Here is an 18553-nt window from a genome sequence, read left to right on the forward strand (position 1 = left end):
CGTTGTCGGAGTGCCTGGCAGGATCACCAAACAAGACGGCAAGAAGATCGACGTGAGCCTTGACCATATACATATACTCGATCCTTTAGTCCAGAATATGGAAGAGCTGGAAAAAAGGCTGGATAATTTAGAGAAAAATAAATAATCGGGAACAAAAGAAATGTCCGTTTATATACATAATTCCCTTAGCCGCAAAAAAGAAGAATTCCTCCCGGTAAATCCGCCGAAGCTCAATATCTATTCCTGCGGAGTGACTGTTTATGACGACTGTCATATTGGGCACGCCCGCAGCCTGTATATCTTTGACGTTATAAGCAGATACCTCAAATATCGTGGTTTTGATGTGCGCTTCGTGCGGAACATCACCGACATAGACGATAAGATCATCAACCGGGCCAATGAATTAAAGACCGGCTGGAAAGAGCTGGTCGCCAAATATATAAGCCGTTATTACGAAGATCTGGCTGCTTTGGGCATCGGTAAAGCCGACAGCGAGCCCCGGGCTACAGAGAACATCGAGGATATGAAGAGGCATATCCAGGGATTGATCGATAAAGGATACGCGTATCCCACGGATACCGGCGTGTATTTTTCTGTGCGTAAATTCAAGGATTACGGTAAATTATCAGGGCAGGGCATCGAACAGATGCTCACCGGGGTAAGGAAAGATGCGGATGAGACCAAAGAGGATCCGTTGGATTTCGCCCTCTGGAAAAGATCCAAGCCGGGCGAGCCTTTCTGGGAAAGCCCCTGGGGCCAAGGCCGTCCGGGTTGGCATATCGAGTGCTCGGTGATGAGCGCCAAATACCTCAAGGCGGAAACGCTGGATATCCACGCCGGAGGCAGGGACCTTATCTTCCCGCATCATGAGAACGAGATCGCCCAGAGCGAGGCGCTTACCGGCAAGCCTTTTGCCAGATACTGGATCCACCACGGTCTGTTGACCATTAACGGCCAGAAGATGTCCAAATCCCTGGGGAATTTTATCACCATAAAAGACGCCCTGGCTAAATATCCGGCGGATGTCTTAAAGATTTTTTTCCTGCAGGCGCATTATTCCAGCCCCATTGATTTCTCAGATGATAAAATGAAAGAAGCCGGCCAGGCCCTGGAACGGATTCGTATTCTATTGAATAAAATAAAAATCCAAGAAGTAAAAAATACCTCGGTTGTTTCCCGTAAGAAGAACTCAGAAATAGATAGTATCAGAAATAAGTTTTTAGCAGCAATGGATGATGATTTTAATACGCCGCAAGGATTAGCTGCTATATTTGATTTAGTGAGCGTAACAAATAAGAATATTGATAAGTTAGAGTTTATTAATGAAGCAAGAATTGTGCTTGCAGAGTTGCTGCAAATTCTGGGAATTTCTTTGAAATGGGATAATACGGTTAATGCGCCCAAAATACAGCTTAAAGCAGGTTTGCATGATCCTGCGGTTTATATTACGCAAGAAGAAGTCGATAGTAAGGTTGCAGAAAGAGAAAAAGCCCGCAAAAACAAAGATTACGCAGCCTCAGATCGGATTCGCAAAGAACTGGAAGTAAAAGGAGTCATTTTAGAAGACACCAAAGACGGAACAACTTGGCGTAGAAAGTTGTAAGATTTTGAGGGTGGCTTGTTTCCAAATGCGGCTATTTTATCAGCGAGGACTGTGTCAGTCGCTCGAACAGTCCTCGGCCTGGCGGCCTGCACCCGGTCGTATAGGAACGCCCGGTACGGCCTTCCGGCCTGCGGAACTCGCTTGGTGACACAGCCCTCACTGCCAAAATGCTTTGTAGGATTCCACTAAATCATAGAGAGGGAAATGTATGAAAGGCAAATTCATCACCTTTGAGGGTTCTGAGTGCTGCGGCAAAAGCACCCAGTCGAAACTTTTATATGAATATTTGAAGAAAGAGGGTTATCCGGTTATTTTTTTGCGCGAGCCCGGAGGCACAAAGGTCAGCGAGAAGATCCGCAAGATCCTTTTGGACGGCCGCAATGATTCAATTACCCCGGAGACCGAACTTTTGCTTTATATGGCCAGCCGGGCCCAGACAGTCAAAGAGGTGATTGAACCGGCTTTAAAAAAAGGCAAGATCGTTCTCTGCGATCGCTTCCTGGATTCGACCATTGTCTATCAGGGATACGGTTTGGGGGTCGATCTTAAATTAATAAGGGATATGGGCGGCTTCGCCACAGGCGGGATAAGACCAGACCTGACTATCCTTCTGGACCTGTCTTTAAAAAAAGCGCTGGATGGGATCGGTTGTAAGAGAGACAGGATCGAAAGCCGGACGTTCGCTTATCATCTTAGAGTCAAGAAGGGATATCTTACCTTGGCCCGGAAAGAGCCGGCCAGGATCAAGGTGGTGAAGCTGGCCGAGAATAAATTACAAACCCAGGCGCGTATACGCGAGCTGGCTTTGGATGCGCTAAAAGGCAAATAACCGGACAGATGACATTTAAAGATATAAAAGGCCACGATGAGAAGATCAGGGCATTGCAGCAGGGGATACTGAATGAACGCCTGGCTGGCGCGTATCTTTTTACCGGCCCTGAGGGTATAGGCAAGGCTTTGACCGCGCTGGCCTTTGCCGCCAGCCTGAATTGCCGGGAGCGAAGAGAAGATTCCTGCGGGGTTTGCAGCTCGTGCCTGAAGATACAGAAGAACCAGCATCCGGACCTGCATATCGTCGACAACGGCTACAGCGAGGATATAAAGATAGAGGATATCCGCAGGCTGCAGGAGCATATAAATTTAAGGCCGTATGAAGGCAGGTATAAGGTATTTATTATAAATAACTGCCATAACCTAAATTCGGTTTCCGCCAATGCTTTTTTAAAGACGCTGGAAGAGCCGCCTAAGCACAGTATTATAATAATGGTCACCGATAAACCGGCGCTTCTTTTGAATACGATAATCTCCCGTTGCCAGGTGATCCGGTTCAGCGCGCTTAGCCGCGCGGCATTAAAGGCCCTGCTTAAAAATGACCTGCAAACCGCGCCTTTGGCTTTGCATTATATTGTCCGGTATTGCGAAGGCAGGGTCGGCTGCGCCTTGAAACTTAAAGGCCGGGATATTCTCAATGAAAAGAACAGGATCATTGACGCGCTGACCGCGGAAAACGCCTTGCGCCAGGATAACTTTTTGATCAAAGACCGCGACAGCCTGCATGCGGGCTTGCAGATATTATCCGGATGGTTCAGGGATATATATGTGCTTAAGGCCGGAATGGCTGAACAGGAATTGATCAATATCGACCGCAAGGAGCGCCTGGAAGAACTTGCCGCCGGTTACACCTTCGGGCAATTGGACGAGATACTGGATACTATTTCCAGTTCGTTGCTTTACCTGGAGCAGAATATAAATTTAAAACTGCTTATTTCCAATTTGAGCATTCCTTTAAGCCTAAATCATTGAAAGGGGCGTTATGGAAAGATTAGTTTGCGTAAGAATGAGAGATATCGGGCCGATCGCAGTGTATAACGCGGCGGACCTTGAAGTAAAAGAAGGCGTTGTTGTTATTTTCGAGCATGACCGCGGCTTGGATTACGGGAAAGTCATTTCGCTTAAAGGCGGGGCATGTTGCGGCGGTAAATCAAAACAGCCGGTTAAGAACATCCTGCGTATCGCCCGGGATGGCGATATCAAGCAGATAGAGGACAACCGGACAAAGGCGAAAGAGGCTTTTAATATCTGTTCGAAAAAGATGGAAGATCATAAGCCTAAAATGAAGCTGGTACAGGCGGAATATACCTTTGACCGCAGTAAAATAGTCTTTCGTTATACCGCGGACGGCAGAGTGGATTTCCGCGACCTGCTTAATGACCTGCCCAAGATATTCAAGGCCCGGGTGGAGTTAAAGCAAATCGGCCCCAGGGATGAGACAAAGTTCTTCGGCGGTTACGGGCCGTGCGGCAGGGAGCTTTGTTGTTCAAAATTCCTGAGCGACTTTGAGTCGGTCACCATAAAGATGGCCAAAGAGCAGGGTTTGCCTTTGAATCCCCCTAAGATATCGGGTATTTGCGGCAGGCTGATGTGCTGTTTGAATTATGAGAACGATACCTATACGCTCTGGCATAAGGACCTGCCCCGTCAGGGAGAGCATATCTCCACTGCCTCCGGCAAAGGCAGGGTGGTCAGCGTGAATGTTTTCAAGCACAGCGTGGTCATCGAGCAGGAAGACGGCAAATTCACCGAGGTTGTTTATAATAAAGATAACAAAGACAAAGACGAAAAAGAGAGTAAAGAACGGGACGATCGGGAAAACAAGCCGGGTAGGGATATCCGGGACAATAGAGATGCCCGGGAAAACAGGCAGGGTAGGGATATCCGGGACAATAGAGTTGCCCGGGAAAACAATCCGGTTAGGGATATCAGAGACAACCGGGGGAACAAGCCGGGCAGAGATAACCGGGATAACAGGGAAAGACATGGCCGATAAAAAGTTCTATATAACCACGCCGTTATATTACATAAACGCTTCGCCGCATATCGGCCATTCCTATACTACCAGCGCCGCTGATACCCTGTCTAGGTTCTACCGCCGGGCGATCGGCCGGGAAAATGTCTGGTTCTTGACCGGAACAGATGAGCACGGCCTGAAGATCCAGAAAGCCGCTGATGAAGCGATACTTTCCCCGCAGGAATTTTCCGACCAGATTGTGGTTAAATTTAAGGACCTCTGGAATGATTTGAATATTTCCTATGACGATTTCATCCGTACTACCGAGAGAAGGCATATCCAGACAGTTCAAAAAGTTTTAGATATTCTTTATAAAAAGGCCGAACCCGATATCTACGAATCAAAATACGAAGGTTGGTATTGTACTCCCTGCGAAAGTTTCTGGACTCCAACCCAGGCCGAGGCAGGGCTTTGTCCGGATTGTAAAAGGCCGGTGGAAAGAATATCCGAAGTTAATTATTTCTTTAAACTGGCCAAATATCAGGATTGGCTTATTGGTTATATCAAGGATAATCCGGACTTTATCCGTCCGGAGATCCGCCGGAACGAAGTTTTAAGTTTTCTGGAAATGAATAAATTGGAGGATCTTTGTATTTCCCGCCCCAAAGCGCGTCTAAATTGGGGTATCCCTCTTCCGTTCGCACCTGATTATGTCACTTATGTCTGGTTCGACGCTTTGATCAATTATATCAGCGCGGTCGGCGAGTTTGACGCCAGCGGAGAATACCATTCTAAATGGTGGCCCGCGGACGTGCAGCTTATCGGAAAAGACATCTTACGCCAACACGCGGTCTATTGGCCGATCATGTTGCACGCGCTGAAGATAAAACCGCCTAAAACCGTGTTTGCCCATGGATGGTGGATGATCGGCGATACAAAGATGTCTAAGTCCCGCGGCAACGTGGTTTCTCCGATCGAGATGTCGCAAAAATATGGTATTGACGCTTACCGTTATTTCCTGTTGCGCGATGTTCCTTTCGGCATGGACGGAAATTTTTCCGAAGAATCATTGATCAAGCGGATCAACAGCGATCTGGCCAATGATCTGGGCAACCTGGTTTACCGGACCTTGACTATGACTGAAAAATATTATGGCGGGAAGATCCCGGAAGAAAATCAGACCATAGAAAAAACTAAGCAAGCTGGAGAAATCGAAGCTAAGATCGCGCATTTGCCGGTGAGGATCGGCGGTTTTCTTCAAGTAGAAGATGATCTTAATTTCGGCGGGGCCTTGGAAGCTATCTGGGAATTGATCGGCCTGGCCAATAAATATGTCGAAGAAACTAAACCCTGGAATTTAGCCAAAGAGAATAAGGCTGAGGAATTAAAGAATTTTATCGCGCTTCTGATTAAAGTCATCCGGGCTGTGGAAGATGCGCTTGATCCATTTATGCCTAAGACCGCGGAAGCGATCCGGGCTCAGATCGGCGCGGATAGCATAACCAAGGGCGCTCCGTTATTCCCGCGTATCGAAACAGAAGAGAGCAAGGCTAAGAAGAACAGATGAACTCTGCCAAATAAACGATGCTGATCGATACCCACTGCCATCTCGATTTCCCCGAATATGATAGCGACCGCGACGCGGTCATCCAGAGGGCCAAAGATAATAACCTGGAGTATGTGATCAATGTAGGCTCGGATGTGCAGAATTCCCGCAGGGCGGTATTATTGTCCCGTAAATATGATATGATTTTCGCGGCCGTAGGCTGTCATCCTCACGATGCCGACGGATTCAATGAACAGGCTTACAATGATCTGGAAGAGCTATCGCGCGACAACAAGGTGGTAGCCATAGGAGAGATCGGCCTGGATTATTACCGCAACCTTTCTTCCGTCGATAACCAGAAAAACGTCTTTGTACGGCTGATCCGGTTAGCCGCAATCCGCAAGCTCCCTTTGGTGATCCATAGCCGCCAGGCTCCGGAAGACACCTTGGCGATATTAAGGCAGGAGCAGGTAAAAGAGGCGATCATCCATTGTTTTTCCGGGGACGCCGATTTTATGAGGCAATGCCTTGATCTGGGATATTATCTTTCTTTTACCTGCAACATAACTTATAAGAAAGCGGAGAATCTGAGGCAGCTATTGAAGATTGCGCCTCTGGACCGGATCTGTCTGGAGACTGACGCGCCGTATCTTTCTCCGGAAGGATACAGGGGCAAGCGCAACGAACCCTGGTTCGTAAAAATGGCGGCCGAGGAAATAGCCCGGGTTAGGGGTATTAGTTTCGAAGGGGTTTGCCGGGCTACTACTGAGAACGCCAAGAAATTCTTTAATTTGAAGAGCCAGGAACAGGTTTTAAAGCATATCCTTTAGCCGCAACAAGTTACAAGACCGGGTCTTGCAACTTAATGGGAGACAGATGGATATAAGGACTATAGAGTGGAAGTGCGGGGCTATCAGGATCATCGATCAAACCAAATTGCCTGATAAATTTGAATACCTGTTGATCAAAGATCTCAAGGATCTATGGAATGCGATAAAGCTGTTAAAGGTTCGCGGAGCTCCGGCATTAGGCGCTGCCGCCGCTCTTGGCGTGTATCTGGGGATCAAGGATTCGAAAACGCGCGATTTCAAATCATTCGCCGCAGAGTTGGATAAAGTGATCATATACCTGGGTTCTTCGCGTCCTACGGCGCGTAATCTTTTTTGGGGCCTGGAGCGTATGGCCAGTTTAGCTGTGCGCAATAAGGATAAGAAGATCGGCAGGATCAAAGAGCTGCTTTTTGACGAGGCTAAGGATATTATCGAGGAAGACCGCAAGGCCTGCAGGCTGATCGGGGAATACGGGCAGAGACTCTTCCGGGATAATGACGCGGTTTTAACCGTATGTAACGCCGGGATACTGGCTACTATTGATTACGGCACTGCTTTGGGAGTGCTTTATCGGGCGAGAGAAAAAGGCAAGCGATTGAAAGTTTATGCCTGCGAGACAAGGCCTTTATTGCAGGGGGCCCGCCTGACCAGCTGGGAACTGAGCAAAAAAGGAATGGATGTGACCTTGATCTGCGATAATATGGCGGCGGCCTTGATGGCTCAGGGAAAGATCGATAAGGTGATCGCCGGAGCGGACAGGATCTGCGCCAACGGCGATACCGCGAATAAGATCGGCACGTACAGCCTGGCGGTATTAAGCAGATATCATAAAATACCTTTTTATATAGCGGCTCCGGCTTCTACCTTTGACCTGAAGATGGAAAACGGCAGGCAGATCTGTATCGAACAAAGATCATCGGAAGAGATAACCGAATTGTTCTTCAAGAAAAGGAGCGCTCCAAAAGGGATAAAAACATTTAATCCGGCGTTCGATGTGACTGATAACCGGTTGATCAGCGCTATTATAACTGATAAAGGGGTTATCAAACCACCGTACGCTTTAAATATTAAAAAAGCAATTAAGGCTTAGGTGCAGGAAATGCAGATCAATAAATTAGGCGAGTTTGGGCTTATCGAGCGGATAAAAAAGACCATTAAAACCGATGCTTCGGTCATTAAGGGCATAGGCGACGACTGCGCCGTGCTCAAACTGGACAAGAGCCGTTTTCTGTTATGTACCTGCGATATGATAATCGAGGGCGTGGATTTCGTAAAAGGCGAAGATCCTTTTCTGGTCGGCAGGAAGGCCCTGGCTATATCCATAAGCGATATTGCCGCCTGCGCCGGTACCCCGCGCTACTGCCTGGTTAGCCTGGGATTGCCTAAAAATACCCGGGTTGAGATGATTGACCGCATATACCGCGGGATGAATTCCTTGGCCGGTAAATACAAGATAAATATCGTGGGCGGGGATATGAGTTCCAGCGATAAGCTTACTATTGATGTTACCATGATAGGGGAAGTGGATAAGAAAAAGCTGGTCTTGCGCAGCGGGGCGAAAACAGGCGATATAATATTCGTTACCGGCAGGTTCGGCGGTTCAATAAAAGGCAAACACCTGAAATTCACCCCCTGTTTGGAAGAGGCCAGGTTCCTGACGCGCAATTTCCGGGTGAATTCCATGATCGACGCCTCCGACGGGTTATGCCAGGACCTGGGGCATATACTCAAAGAAAGCGCAGCGGGCGCGGTGCTCTACGAGGATTTGATTCCTTTAAGCAAAGAGGCATCGGGGATCCGGGACGGCCTTTCATCAGGGGAAGATTTTGAATTGATCTTTACCTTAGGGATAAAAGAGGGCCGCAGGCTTATAGCTTCTAAAAAAATGTTTTATCCTATCGGCCATATAGTAAACCGCGAATACGGCTTGCAGTTCGTGGATAAACACGGCAGGCAGAAAAAGATCGATCCGGCCGGCTTCAGGCATTACTAAGAATATGGAAATAATCTCACGTTCGGAAAAACACACTCTGGATATCGGTAAAAAGATAGCGGCTAACCTGGTTAAAGGCGATATAATCTGTCTTTGGGGCCAGCTGGGCTCGGGCAAGACCGTTCTGGCGAAAGGCATAAGTTCGGGCCTGGGCGTGAGCAGGGATGAGGTTATCAGCCCTACTTTTGTCCTGATGCGCTGTTACGACGCCAGGATCCCGGTTTATCATTTTGATCTTTACCGTTTGAGCCGGCCGGATGATATAATAAATATAGGTTATGAGGAATTTTTATTCGGCGACGGGGTTTCTATAATTGAATGGGCGGACAGGCTTATGCATCTTTTACCGCAGGAATTCCTGAAGGTGGAATTGCGCGTTTCAGGCGAGAGTAAGAGGCGCTTCAAATTCACGGCCCGGGGCAAAAGGCATAAGGAACTTTTGGAGAAGATAAATGCGGATATTGGCTCTTGATACTTCAACTAAGGTTTTAGCGCTTGGGGCTTATGACAACGGCCGCGTATGCGAATATAACCTGGAGACCGGGGCGCGTCTTTCCGGACTGCTTATCCCGTCAATAAAAAGGGTGCTGGCTGCTTTGGGCTGGAAGATGCCCGATATTGAATATTTCGCCTGTGGTTTGGGCCCGGGTTCTTTTACCGGCGTGAGGGTGGGTATGGCCTGCGTCAAAGCTATGGCCTGGTCGTTGAATAAGCCTACAGCCGGCATATCCAGCCTGGACATATTAGCTATGAACGCTCAGGCCGAAGACGCGTTTGTTATCCCTGCGGTTGACGCGAAAAGAGGCCTTGTTTATTCCGGCGTTTACCGGTCCAAGAACGGGGTGCTAAAAAAATCCGCGCCTTATATGCTGCTTAGCCCCGCGAACCTGGCCTCCAGGATAAAAACCAAGACCGTTTCTCCGTCAGGCGAGAATGTTGTGATCCTGGGCGACGCGGCCGGGTTGTATAAAGAAGAATTCCTCCGGTTGATGCCTAAGGCCAGGATCCTGGATAAAGATTATTGGTCCATCCGGGCAGGCAATATGATCAGTCTGGCATTGGAGAAGATCAGGCAAAAAGAGCTGTCCGGTCCTTTCGATCTCAATCCCGTATATCTTTATCCGCCTGAGTGCCAGATACGAAAGCTCAAAGGTTAAATAATGCCGAAGAATAAAAAAATAGGATACCGGCCTACCTGGGCCGAGATCAACCTGGATAACCTGGAGTATAATTTCCGCAGCGTAAAAAAACGCCTTGCTCCCGGGGTCAAAACCCTGGCTTGCGTTAAAGCCGATGCCTATGGCCATGGGGCCGTAGAGGCGGCCAAGCGGCTGGTTAAGAATAAAGTCGATTATCTGGGTGTCGCTTCCATAGATGAAGGAATAGAACTGCGCAAGGCGGGTATCCGCAAGCCGATCCTGGTGCTGGGATTGAGCCTGGAAGAGGACATCGCGCCTTTGTTCCGGCACAGACTTATACCGACAATATCCGGCTGGGAATTTGCCAGGGCTTTAAACGCTATGGCCAAAAGGAAAAACCGGCTGATAAAAGCGCATATCAAGGTCGATACCGGAATGGGCAGGATCGGCGTGCTTTCCGATCTGGCTGTTGAGCTTATGAAAAATATACAGCGGCTGGAATTTGTAAAGGTCGAAGGGCTATTCACGCATTTGTCCTGCGCGGATACTCATGAGGGGTTAACTTTAGGCCAACTGAAGAAATTATCGGCTATAGCGGGCGAGTTGAAAAATATAGGTTTGCGCATCCCGTTGCTGCACGCGGGGAACAGCCTGGCCACTGTTTCGTATGAACATAGCCATTTTAATATGGTCAGACCCGGGCTTATCCTTTACGGGCTTTATCCCAAAGAGAAGTTTCCTATAAAACTTAAGCCGGTATTAAGTTTAAAAACCAGGATAGTGTATGTGAAGAAGCTCCCTAAAGGATACGGGGTGAGTTACGGCCGCACTTATGTGACTAAGAAGGAGACTACTATAGTTACCCTGCCTATAGGATACGGCGACGGTTACCCGCGTAATCTTTCCAATATCGGTCCGGTTTTGATCTGCGGCAGGCGTTTTCGCATCTGCGGCAGGGTTTGTATGGATCAGATAATGGTGGATGTAGGAGATCTGAAAGTGCGCCCGGGAGAAGAGGCGGTCCTTATCGGCAGCCAGGGAAGAGAGAAGATCACCGTTGAAGAGCTGGCGGGTCTGGCCAATACCATACCTTATGAGATCGTCTGCGGTTTCGGCAGGCGCATACCCCGTGTCTATACCCCTTAAAACTACGGAATAGCCCTGATCAAGTAGATAGCGAAAGTCAAGGCCAGTATATGCGGCAGAGAGGCGGCGATAATCGGCTGCAGTATCCCGGCTTTGCCCAGGGCCACGCTTATAGCGTTTAACACGTAATACAAAAACCCCATTACAAGCGATAATCCCAGTGAAGAAAAACCCGTGGCTTTCCTTCTGATCTTAAGCGAGAACGGTATCCCCAGGAGGATTATGATCATGCTGGTCAAGGGTGAGGTGAACCTTTGGTAAAGGTCAACGTACAGATTGCGGATCACGGTCACCGCTCCGCTCTTGGAAAGCCGCTTGATATATCCTCGGATATCGGCTATGCTCATGTAATCCGTGCTTTGCCTCTGGTGGATGAATTCCGCCGGGGTCTCGGATATAGCCATCACCTCTTCGTCAAGATACTGCGGGTCGATGGTAAGCTGCCCGTCTTCGTCAAAGGTGTAGGTCAGGGATTGATAGAACTTCCAGATGCCGTCGGCATAGATGCCTTTGTTCGCCACTATCTTTTTGGTGATGTTCTGTTGAGAGTCGTGTTCCAGAATGATTATCCCGGTCATTGTGTTGGTGGCGGGATAGAATTTATTTATAAAATAAAGCCTGTTTTGCATCCCGTAGATGGACAGTTCTTTTATCACCTCGAGTTCTTTCCTCGCGTTATTCTTCGAAGAGTTCTCCATAGCCTCTTTGGTCCTTTCGGTGATGAATCTCGCCTGAGGGACGAATCGGTCATTAACCCAGAATAAGAGCGCGCTGGTCACCAAGCCGAAGATGATTACCGTGCGGGTTATCTGAAAGATGCTTAATCCTGAAGCGCGCATAGCGATGATCTCGTTATCGTGATTCAGTTTGGAGAAGGTATAAAGTGTCGCTAAAAGGCAGGCGAAGGGCGCCACCTGGATGAATATTACCGGGATATACGCCAGGTAATACTGGATGATCACGCGTAGGTTAACCCGGTTTTCCAGGATTACGTCCAGGTGGGAAAACAGGTCTACGATGATAAAAAGGAAGAAGAAGGTAAACAGACACCACAAAAAGAGGGTCAATACGGACTTGAATATATAGCGGTCTAATATGCGCATAGTCTGAAGGTCAGTATGGCTCCGATCAGCCCGAAGATAACATTGGGCGTCCAGAAGGCGATCGCCGGGGCAAGATATCCTTCCCTGGCCAGGGCCTCTGTCCCCAGCAGCATCAGGTAATAGATCATCACTAATATGAAAGCGATGCTGAAATTTATCGATTTTTCCCTTCTGCGGGTGATTATCGCCAGAGGAAGCCCCAGGAGAATGAATACAAAAGAGGAGAATGCCAGGGATATCTTTTTATGGATCTCCGCCACCAGAAGGTTGGCGTCTTTTATCCCCTGTCTTTTTAAGTCCAGGATCGCAGCTTTTAGCTCCTGTATGGTCATATCCTTGGGTTTTTTCTCGATTTTGTCCGTCTCCGGCGAGGTCATTGCCAGGGTCATAAAATAGGTCTTGAAATTGAGCTTATAAAAGATTTTTGGGTTGTCCGGGTCAGGCTCGTCTGTGGTCCCGTCCATAAGCTTGAGCTTAACTATGTTCTTTTCCGGGTCGACGATGAATTCCCCTCTTTTGGCGGCGATGATCCGCGCGGGTTTATTCTCGCCCTGGGACTCATAAATGCGTATGTTGTGCAGCCGGTTCTCTTCTATGGAATAGATGAAGAGCTTGTATTTTTCAAAAGAATTGATGAACACCCCGGGCTCCAGCACTGCCGCGGGGTTCTTTATGCCTACCTGCATCAGGGTCTTTCTTGTCTCAAAATGCGCGTAGGGGATGACCCGATCGTTGATTATCACCATGAACAGGCTGATGATCAGGCCGACAATAAGCTGGGGGATGATCAACCGCGACAGCCCTATGCCGCTGGCCTTGATGGTCACTATTTCATTATCGCTGGAAAGCCGGCCCATGGCAAGGAGGATGGCGACCAGCGTGGAGATGGGCAGGATATAAATAAGCAGGGAAGGGATCATGAACAGGAAAAGCTTCCCCACGATGTAGATGTCTACGCCTTTATTGATTATCAGCTCAGCGATCTTTATCAGATTGCCTAAAAGCATTACGAAGGTCAGGACAGTGAAGGACATAAACAATGGCCCGACGAATTCTCTCAGGAAGTAATTTCTCAGTATCCGCATATGGTCAGCTCGCTAAGGTTAAAACTAAAACTTTATCCGCTCCGGCGTTCTTCAGGGCAAAGGCGGCCTCGGAAGAGGTCGCGCCGGTAGTCATAACGTCGTCTATTAGAAGTATAGACTTGCCCCGGATCGTTCCGGGGTCCCTAACCGCAAAACTCGCTTTTACGTTGTTGAAACGCTGCTGATCTTTCAGGTCTGTCTGTGTCCGGGTATGGCGGCAGCGGACAAGATTATCTTTCAGCACTTTCTTGCTGTATGCTTTGGCTATGCGATCGCTCAGGATAAGCGCCTGATTGAATTCCCGCTCCCGCAGCCTTGCCGGATGCAAAGGCACCGGGATGACCAAGTCCAATGAATCAATGGGGATCTTGTATTCTCGAATGAATTCGACCATGAACCCGGCGATCAGCGGGCCGAGGTAATCCTTTTTTTGATATTTGAACTGGTGGATAAGTTCTTTTATCGGCCCATCGTAAACGCATGGGCTGAATGCCCGGTCAAAGTGCAATGGATGCTTGATGCATCCGGAGCATAAATGTTTGCCGGGATCATCTTTATTCAGCGTCCTTCCGCAGATCCGGCAGAAAGGCGGCAGGTTCTTCTTGATCTGACCCCAGCATTTAAAGCAGACCAGTTCCCCTATCGAAAGAGCGTTAATTTTATTCCTGCAGACCAGGCATATCCTGGGATAAAGTATATCCCGCAGGCCCTTTAACAGGTCCTGCCAGAAAAACCCTGTTTTCTCAACGGAAATACCAGGTTTTCTGTTCAAGATCAATCCGCCCTCCGCAAGAACACATTGATATAATAACAATTAAATAGATATTTGTCAAAAGAATTGACAGTCGGGGGTTGCCAGAGTAGAATAAAAACCTATGGAAAACAACGATGTGAAAAAACTAAAAGAAAGGCTGGCGGCGCTTTTGCATAAGGACGCCTTAAAAAAAGGCAAATTCATCCTTTCTTCGGGCAAAGAGAGCAATTTCTACCTTGACGGCAGGATAATTACTATGACCCCGGAGGGCGTTTACCTTGTGGCCAGTATAATTCTGGAATGGATAAAAGGCGCAGATATCCAGGCTTTAGGCGGCCCCACTCTTGGGGCTGATCCCATAGTCGGAGCCGTGGCTGCTTTGAGCCATATACAGCAAATCCCCTTGAAGGCCTTTATCGTCCGCAAGCAGGCCAAAGAACACGGCACGCAGCGTCAGATAGAAGGTCCGGCTTTAAAACCGGGAGAACGGGTAGTTATAGTTGATGACGTGGCTACTACCGGCAAGTCCCTGGTTGAGGCCAAGGCCGCACTGGATAAGATCGGCGTGATAGTGGACCGGGCAATAGTCATAGTGGACAGGAATGACGGGGCCAAGGAAAATCTGGAAGCAACAGGTTGTAAATTACAGGCGATATTTAACATAAAAGAACTGGTTTAACCGGTGAAGATCAATAAGATTGTTATAGCCGGCGCAGGCCCTGCCGGAATGATGGCGGCTATCCGCAGCCGTCAACTCTCCCAAGACGTAAGCCTGATCGAGAAAAACCCCCTCCCGGGAAAGAAGCTGCTTTTAACCGGGAAAGGCAGATGTAACCTCACCAATGACTGCGACCTGGAAGATTTCCTCTCCCGGTTCTCCGCGAACGGCGCTTTCCTGCGCGACGCATTCAATAAATTCTTCGTAAAAGAGCTCATGGATTTCTTTACCCGCCGCGGCCTGCAATTGAAAGTAGAGCGCCAGGGCCGGGTTTTTCCTGTTTGCGACCGTTCCAGCGGGATCCTGGATATCTTGCGCAAGGAAATGGAAAAGAACAAGGTAAAGACCTATTACAAAACCGGATTAAAGGATATCGTTAAAGAGAATTCCCGGGTCAAGGCTGTATTGCTTTCAGACGGTAAGATCATCCATACGGATAAAGTCATCCTGGCGACCGGCGGACTGTCTTACGCCTTTACCGGCTCTACCGGCGAAGGGATAAAGTTGGCGCAAAGGCTGGGGCACAATATAATCGCCTGCCGTCCGGGCCTGGTCCCTTTAGAGGTAAAGCATGAGTGCGTACGGGAACTGGAAGGATTGACCCTAAAGAATATCCGGCTTAAATTCTTCACCCCGGGCAAAGATATTATTTCAGAGGTCGGTGAACTGATGTTCACCCATAACGGCATATCCGGTCCGTTGGTATTAACTTTAAGCAGCAGGATAGTTGACTGGTTAGCGGCTAAAAAAGAGGTTTTTGTAGAGATCGACCTCAAACCGGCTTTGTCCCCGGAGCAATTAGAGCAAAGATTGCTGCGTGATCTCAAGGCGAACCCCCGCAAAGGCCTCAAGCATATACTTAAGGAAAGCCTGCCTTTACGCTTGATCGATGTTTTTATCCGTTTAGGGGAGTTGGACCCGGAGAAAAAAGGCAATCAGATAACCCAGGGAGAACGGTTTAAGATCGGCCGGTTATTGAAGGCTTTATCCTTTGAGATAAAAGGGACCCTGCCTCTTGAAGAAGCTATGGTTACCCGCGGCGGCATATCGTTAAAGGATATAGACCCGCGGACCATGGAGTCGCGTATCATAAAAGGCCTGTATTTTTGCGGAGAGATGATCGACCTGGACGCGGATACGGGGGGTTTTAACCTGCAAGCCGCTTTCTCCACGGGATATTTAGCCGGGGAATCCGCGGCACAAACTTAATTAACATAGGTAGCTAAGGGTTTTGTTATGCGGAAGGTATATTTAGCTTCTGACTCTCAAGCCAGGAAGAAACTTTTTCGTATATTCGGTTTAAGATTCAAGATCCTGCCCAGCGGCATAAAAGAACAGGCATCCCCCCGCAGACTTTCGTATTCCCAGCTGGTTAAGAAGAACGCCGAGCAAAAGGCGTTAGCCGTATCTCAAAAAGTCAAATCCGGCATAATCGTAGGCGCGGATACGATCGTAGTCGACGGCAAGCGCATTTTCGGAAAGCCGGCGGATATCCAAGATGCCCGCCGGATGCTTAAAAGACTCTCGGGAAGCGCTCAATGGGTTTATACCGGGGTCTGCGTGATCGACAAGGACAAAGGGAAAAAGATCACCGCCTTTGAAAAAACAAAGATATATATGGATAAGCTTAGCGATGAAGAAATAAACGCTTATTTCCGCTATGTCTGCCCCCTGGATAAGGCCGGCAGCTTCGATATCCAGGGCAGGGGGGCGTTCTTTATCCGGCGCATCGACGGGTGTTTTTATAATGTTGTCGGATTGCCTTTAAGAAAGCTTTATTGGATATTCAAAAAACTCCATATAAAAGTTTTTATGTTATTTTTTATCCTTTTTCCTTTAACCTTTATCCTTTTGGGCGGCTGTTCCCCCGAGTATAATGTCGTTACCGGAAAACAGGAAAGCTTCTATTACTCTACCGAAAAAGAAGTCAATATGGGCAGGTCTATTTCCAAACAACTGGAGAAAGAATATAAGCTGGATGGCGACCCTTTGGTCCAGGAGCGGGTTAAAAATATCGGCAGGAAGATTGTCGCGGCCTGCGACCGCAAGGATATAGATTATACTTTCAAGGCGCTCGCCGATGATGAGATCAACGCCGTGTCCCTGCCCGGAGGATTTGTATATGTGAATAAAGGGCTGATCGACAAAGTTAAAGATGACGATGAGCTTGCCGGGGTCCTGGCGCATGAGGTCGGGCATATCGTGGCCAGGCACAGTATTAAAAAACTGCAGGGGGTAATGAGTTATTCGGTCTTTAATATATTGACCGTGGTTACCACGCGCTCCGCCGAAGTGGTCACTGCGGCGGATTGCGCGTTCACCGAACTGCTTATGGGTTACAGCCGGGAAGACGAACTGCTGGCCGACCAGCTTGCCGCCAGGTATATGAAGCTCGCCGGGTATGACCCCCACGCCATGATCTCTTTTCTGGAAAAGCTCCAGGAAGTGAACCGCAGGAAACCGTTAAGGCCTAAAACTTACTATAAGACCCATCCTTATGTGCCTGACCGTATCCGGGTGGTAAAACAGGAACTGGGCGAAAAGATGGGCTTCTCGGATTATATAAATACCGAACAAAAAACCCATGATCAAAGGTAATACGGGCCTGTTCAGGTCCGCGTCAATATTCTTGATATCCCAGGCATTGAGCAATGCCGGGGGCTTTTGCGCAGAATAACGCGGGTGATGATATGCCGGCAAAGAGAGATTTCAGCGATAGCCCGTTCGGGGTGTTGGAATTCCTGCAATGGGACCATGATTGGAACAATCATAAATATCCCGATGAGGCCAGCCTTCAAAAATGCGTCAGCCTGATGAAAAAGGCAGGCGTGGGGATCGTACGGATGGATTTTTTATGGCAGGATATCGAGCCTGCCCCTAGTAAATGGGACTTCGCCAAATACGACCGCCTGGTTGATCTGTTGACCGCCAATGATATCCGGATATTGGGTATATTGGATTATACCGCTGATTGGGCTTCGCCCAAGGCCAAATGGAACTGCCCGGATAGCGATCACCGCTCTTTTGTCAAATATTGCGTTAAAACGGCGCAGCGGTATAAAGACCGTATAAAATACTGGGAGGTCTGGAATGAGCCTGACTCGCGGATCTACTGGCTCGAGCAGGATGGGCTTAAGGATTATTCTTTGATGCTCAAAGAAGTTTATGCCGCTTTGAAAGAGGCCGATCCCGGCTGCGTGATATTGAACGGCGGACTGGCTAACGGGTTGTCCAGCGTGAATAAACTTTATGATAACGGCGCAGCGGAGTATTTTGATATTCTGAACATACATATCTTTGAATCGCCTCTGGATAAAGACGGGATAAAAAGAGCGGTTGCCTATATCAGGGCCTGCAACGCTGTAATGGCCAAGAATAAGGACCAGGCGAAAAAGATCTGGGTCACCGAAATAGGCTCTCCCGGAGTGGAAGGCGGCAAGCGGGTCAAGAATTGGTGGATGGGAGTTAATCCCGATGAAAGTCAGCAGGCGCAGTGGCTAACGAAGGCATATAAAAACCTGCTTAAAGAAGAAAAGGTGGAAAAAGTATTCTGGGCTTTTTTCCGCGACACCCGTAAACATTGGGATAACGGCATAGACTATTTCGGTTTAGTGCGTTGGGATTTTTCGGAAAAACCTTCCTTTAGGGCCTATCAAGATATTGCCAAAGACCGGCAAGAAGGTTATTGATCGCTTTTCTGCTCTGGGCTTTGGCGCTCTTCTTTGCGGTGAAAATAATCCTTATTCCTGATCAGGTAGATTATCGCGGCGATGTTTATGGCTGTGATAAGGCATAAAACGAAGAAAAATGCGTATTTGCCTGCGGTTAGCATTTCCGGGGTGACATCG

General features: G+C 48.4%; 18 protein-coding genes. 15 read left to right on the forward strand and 3 right to left on the reverse strand.

The annotated features are described in order from the left end of the window. Nucleotides 1-160: 160 nt before the first annotated feature. The 11 genes from cysS to alr all read left to right on the forward strand — a co-directional run bounded on the left by cysS (nt 161) and on the right by alr (nt 11045). A complete protein-coding gene (gene cysS, locus M0R35_06050; protein ID MCK9595222.1) occupies nt 161-1603 on the forward strand; it encodes a cysteine--tRNA ligase in 1443 nt (480 codons plus the stop codon). Between the two features lie 208 nt (nt 1604-1811). Continuing rightward, nucleotides 1812-2432, forward strand: a complete 621-nt coding sequence (tmk, locus tag M0R35_06055) for a dTMP kinase (protein ID MCK9595223.1) — start codon at nt 1812-1814, stop codon at nt 2430-2432. A gap of 8 nt (nt 2433-2440) precedes the next feature. After that, a complete protein-coding gene (holB, locus tag M0R35_06060; GenBank protein ID MCK9595224.1) occupies nt 2441-3406 on the forward strand; it encodes a DNA polymerase III subunit delta' in 966 nt (321 codons plus the stop codon). A gap of 10 nt (nt 3407-3416) precedes the next feature. Continuing rightward, nucleotides 3417-4430, forward strand: coding sequence for a stage 0 sporulation protein (locus M0R35_06065; GenBank protein MCK9595225.1), 1014 nt, complete (start codon nt 3417-3419; stop codon nt 4428-4430). Beyond that, nucleotides 4420-5958, forward strand: coding sequence for a methionine--tRNA ligase (gene metG, locus M0R35_06070; GenBank protein MCK9595226.1), 1539 nt, complete (start codon nt 4420-4422; stop codon nt 5956-5958). Before M0R35_06065 ends, metG begins: the two co-directional genes overlap by 11 nt. A 17-nt stretch (nt 5959-5975) precedes the next feature. After that, nucleotides 5976-6767: a TatD family hydrolase gene (locus tag M0R35_06075; GenBank protein MCK9595227.1), complete on the forward strand. Its 792-nt coding sequence runs from the start codon at nt 5976-5978 to the stop codon at nt 6765-6767. 46 nt (nt 6768-6813) lie between these two features. Beyond that, entirely contained in the window at nt 6814-7857 is a 1044-nt protein-coding gene (mtnA, locus tag M0R35_06080; protein ID MCK9595228.1) for an S-methyl-5-thioribose-1-phosphate isomerase, read from the forward strand. Nucleotides 7858-7866: 9 nt separating this feature from the next. After that, complete coding sequence (thiL, locus tag M0R35_06085) at nt 7867-8760, forward strand: thiamine-phosphate kinase (GenBank protein MCK9595229.1); 894 nt, start codon at nt 7867-7869, stop codon at nt 8758-8760. A gap of 4 nt (nt 8761-8764) precedes the next feature. Further along, on the forward strand, nt 8765-9232 hold the full coding sequence (gene tsaE, locus M0R35_06090; GenBank protein ID MCK9595230.1) for a tRNA (adenosine(37)-N6)-threonylcarbamoyltransferase complex ATPase subunit type 1 TsaE: 468 nt from the start codon (nt 8765-8767) through the stop codon (nt 9230-9232). Then, nucleotides 9213-9917, forward strand: coding sequence for a tRNA (adenosine(37)-N6)-threonylcarbamoyltransferase complex dimerization subunit type 1 TsaB (gene tsaB / locus M0R35_06095; GenBank protein ID MCK9595231.1), 705 nt, complete (start codon nt 9213-9215; stop codon nt 9915-9917). The genes tsaE and tsaB overlap by 20 nt, the downstream gene beginning before the upstream one ends. Nucleotides 9918-9920: 3 nt before the next feature. Further along, on the forward strand, nt 9921-11045 hold the full coding sequence (gene alr / locus M0R35_06100; GenBank protein ID MCK9595232.1) for an alanine racemase: 1125 nt from the start codon (nt 9921-9923) through the stop codon (nt 11043-11045). Nucleotides 11046-11047: 2 nt separating this feature from the next. On the opposite strand, the gene M0R35_06105 is transcribed toward alr, so the two are convergent. From M0R35_06105 to M0R35_06115, 3 genes are read right to left on the reverse strand one after another with little or no spacing between them, the layout of a single operon-like run. Further along, nucleotides 11048-12148, reverse strand: coding sequence for an LptF/LptG family permease (locus M0R35_06105; GenBank protein MCK9595233.1), 1101 nt, complete (start codon nt 12146-12148; stop codon nt 11048-11050). Further along, on the reverse strand, nt 12136-13233 hold the full coding sequence (locus tag M0R35_06110) for an LptF/LptG family permease (GenBank protein MCK9595234.1): 1098 nt from the start codon (nt 13231-13233) through the stop codon (nt 12136-12138). Before M0R35_06110 ends, M0R35_06105 begins: the two co-directional genes overlap by 13 nt. A 4-nt stretch (nt 13234-13237) precedes the next feature. Next, nucleotides 13238-14005: a ComF family protein gene (locus M0R35_06115; protein MCK9595235.1), complete on the reverse strand. Its 768-nt coding sequence runs from the start codon at nt 14003-14005 to the stop codon at nt 13238-13240. Nucleotides 14006-14108: 103 nt separating this feature from the next. Between M0R35_06115 and pyrE the strand changes: the two genes are divergently transcribed. From pyrE to M0R35_06135, 4 genes are all read left to right on the forward strand, one after another. Beyond that, a complete protein-coding gene (gene pyrE / locus M0R35_06120) occupies nt 14109-14666 on the forward strand; it encodes an orotate phosphoribosyltransferase (GenBank protein MCK9595236.1) in 558 nt (185 codons plus the stop codon). A gap of 3 nt (nt 14667-14669) precedes the next feature. Further along, a complete protein-coding gene (locus tag M0R35_06125; GenBank protein MCK9595237.1) occupies nt 14670-15914 on the forward strand; it encodes an NAD(P)/FAD-dependent oxidoreductase in 1245 nt (414 codons plus the stop codon). A gap of 27 nt (nt 15915-15941) precedes the next feature. Continuing rightward, complete coding sequence (locus M0R35_06130; protein MCK9595238.1) at nt 15942-17303, forward strand: Maf family nucleotide pyrophosphatase; 1362 nt, start codon at nt 15942-15944, stop codon at nt 17301-17303. A gap of 92 nt (nt 17304-17395) precedes the next feature. Then, nucleotides 17396-18394 carry a cellulase family glycosylhydrolase gene (locus M0R35_06135; protein ID MCK9595239.1) on the forward strand — a complete coding sequence of 333 codons (999 nt, stop codon included), beginning with the start codon at nt 17396-17398 and terminating at the stop codon, nt 18392-18394. Nucleotides 18395-18553 lie beyond the last annotated feature (159 nt).

Source organism: Candidatus Omnitrophota bacterium (assembly GCA_023227985.1).
Taxonomy (GTDB): Bacteria; Omnitrophota; Gorgyraeia; order Gygaellales; family Profunditerraquicolaceae; genus JALOCB01.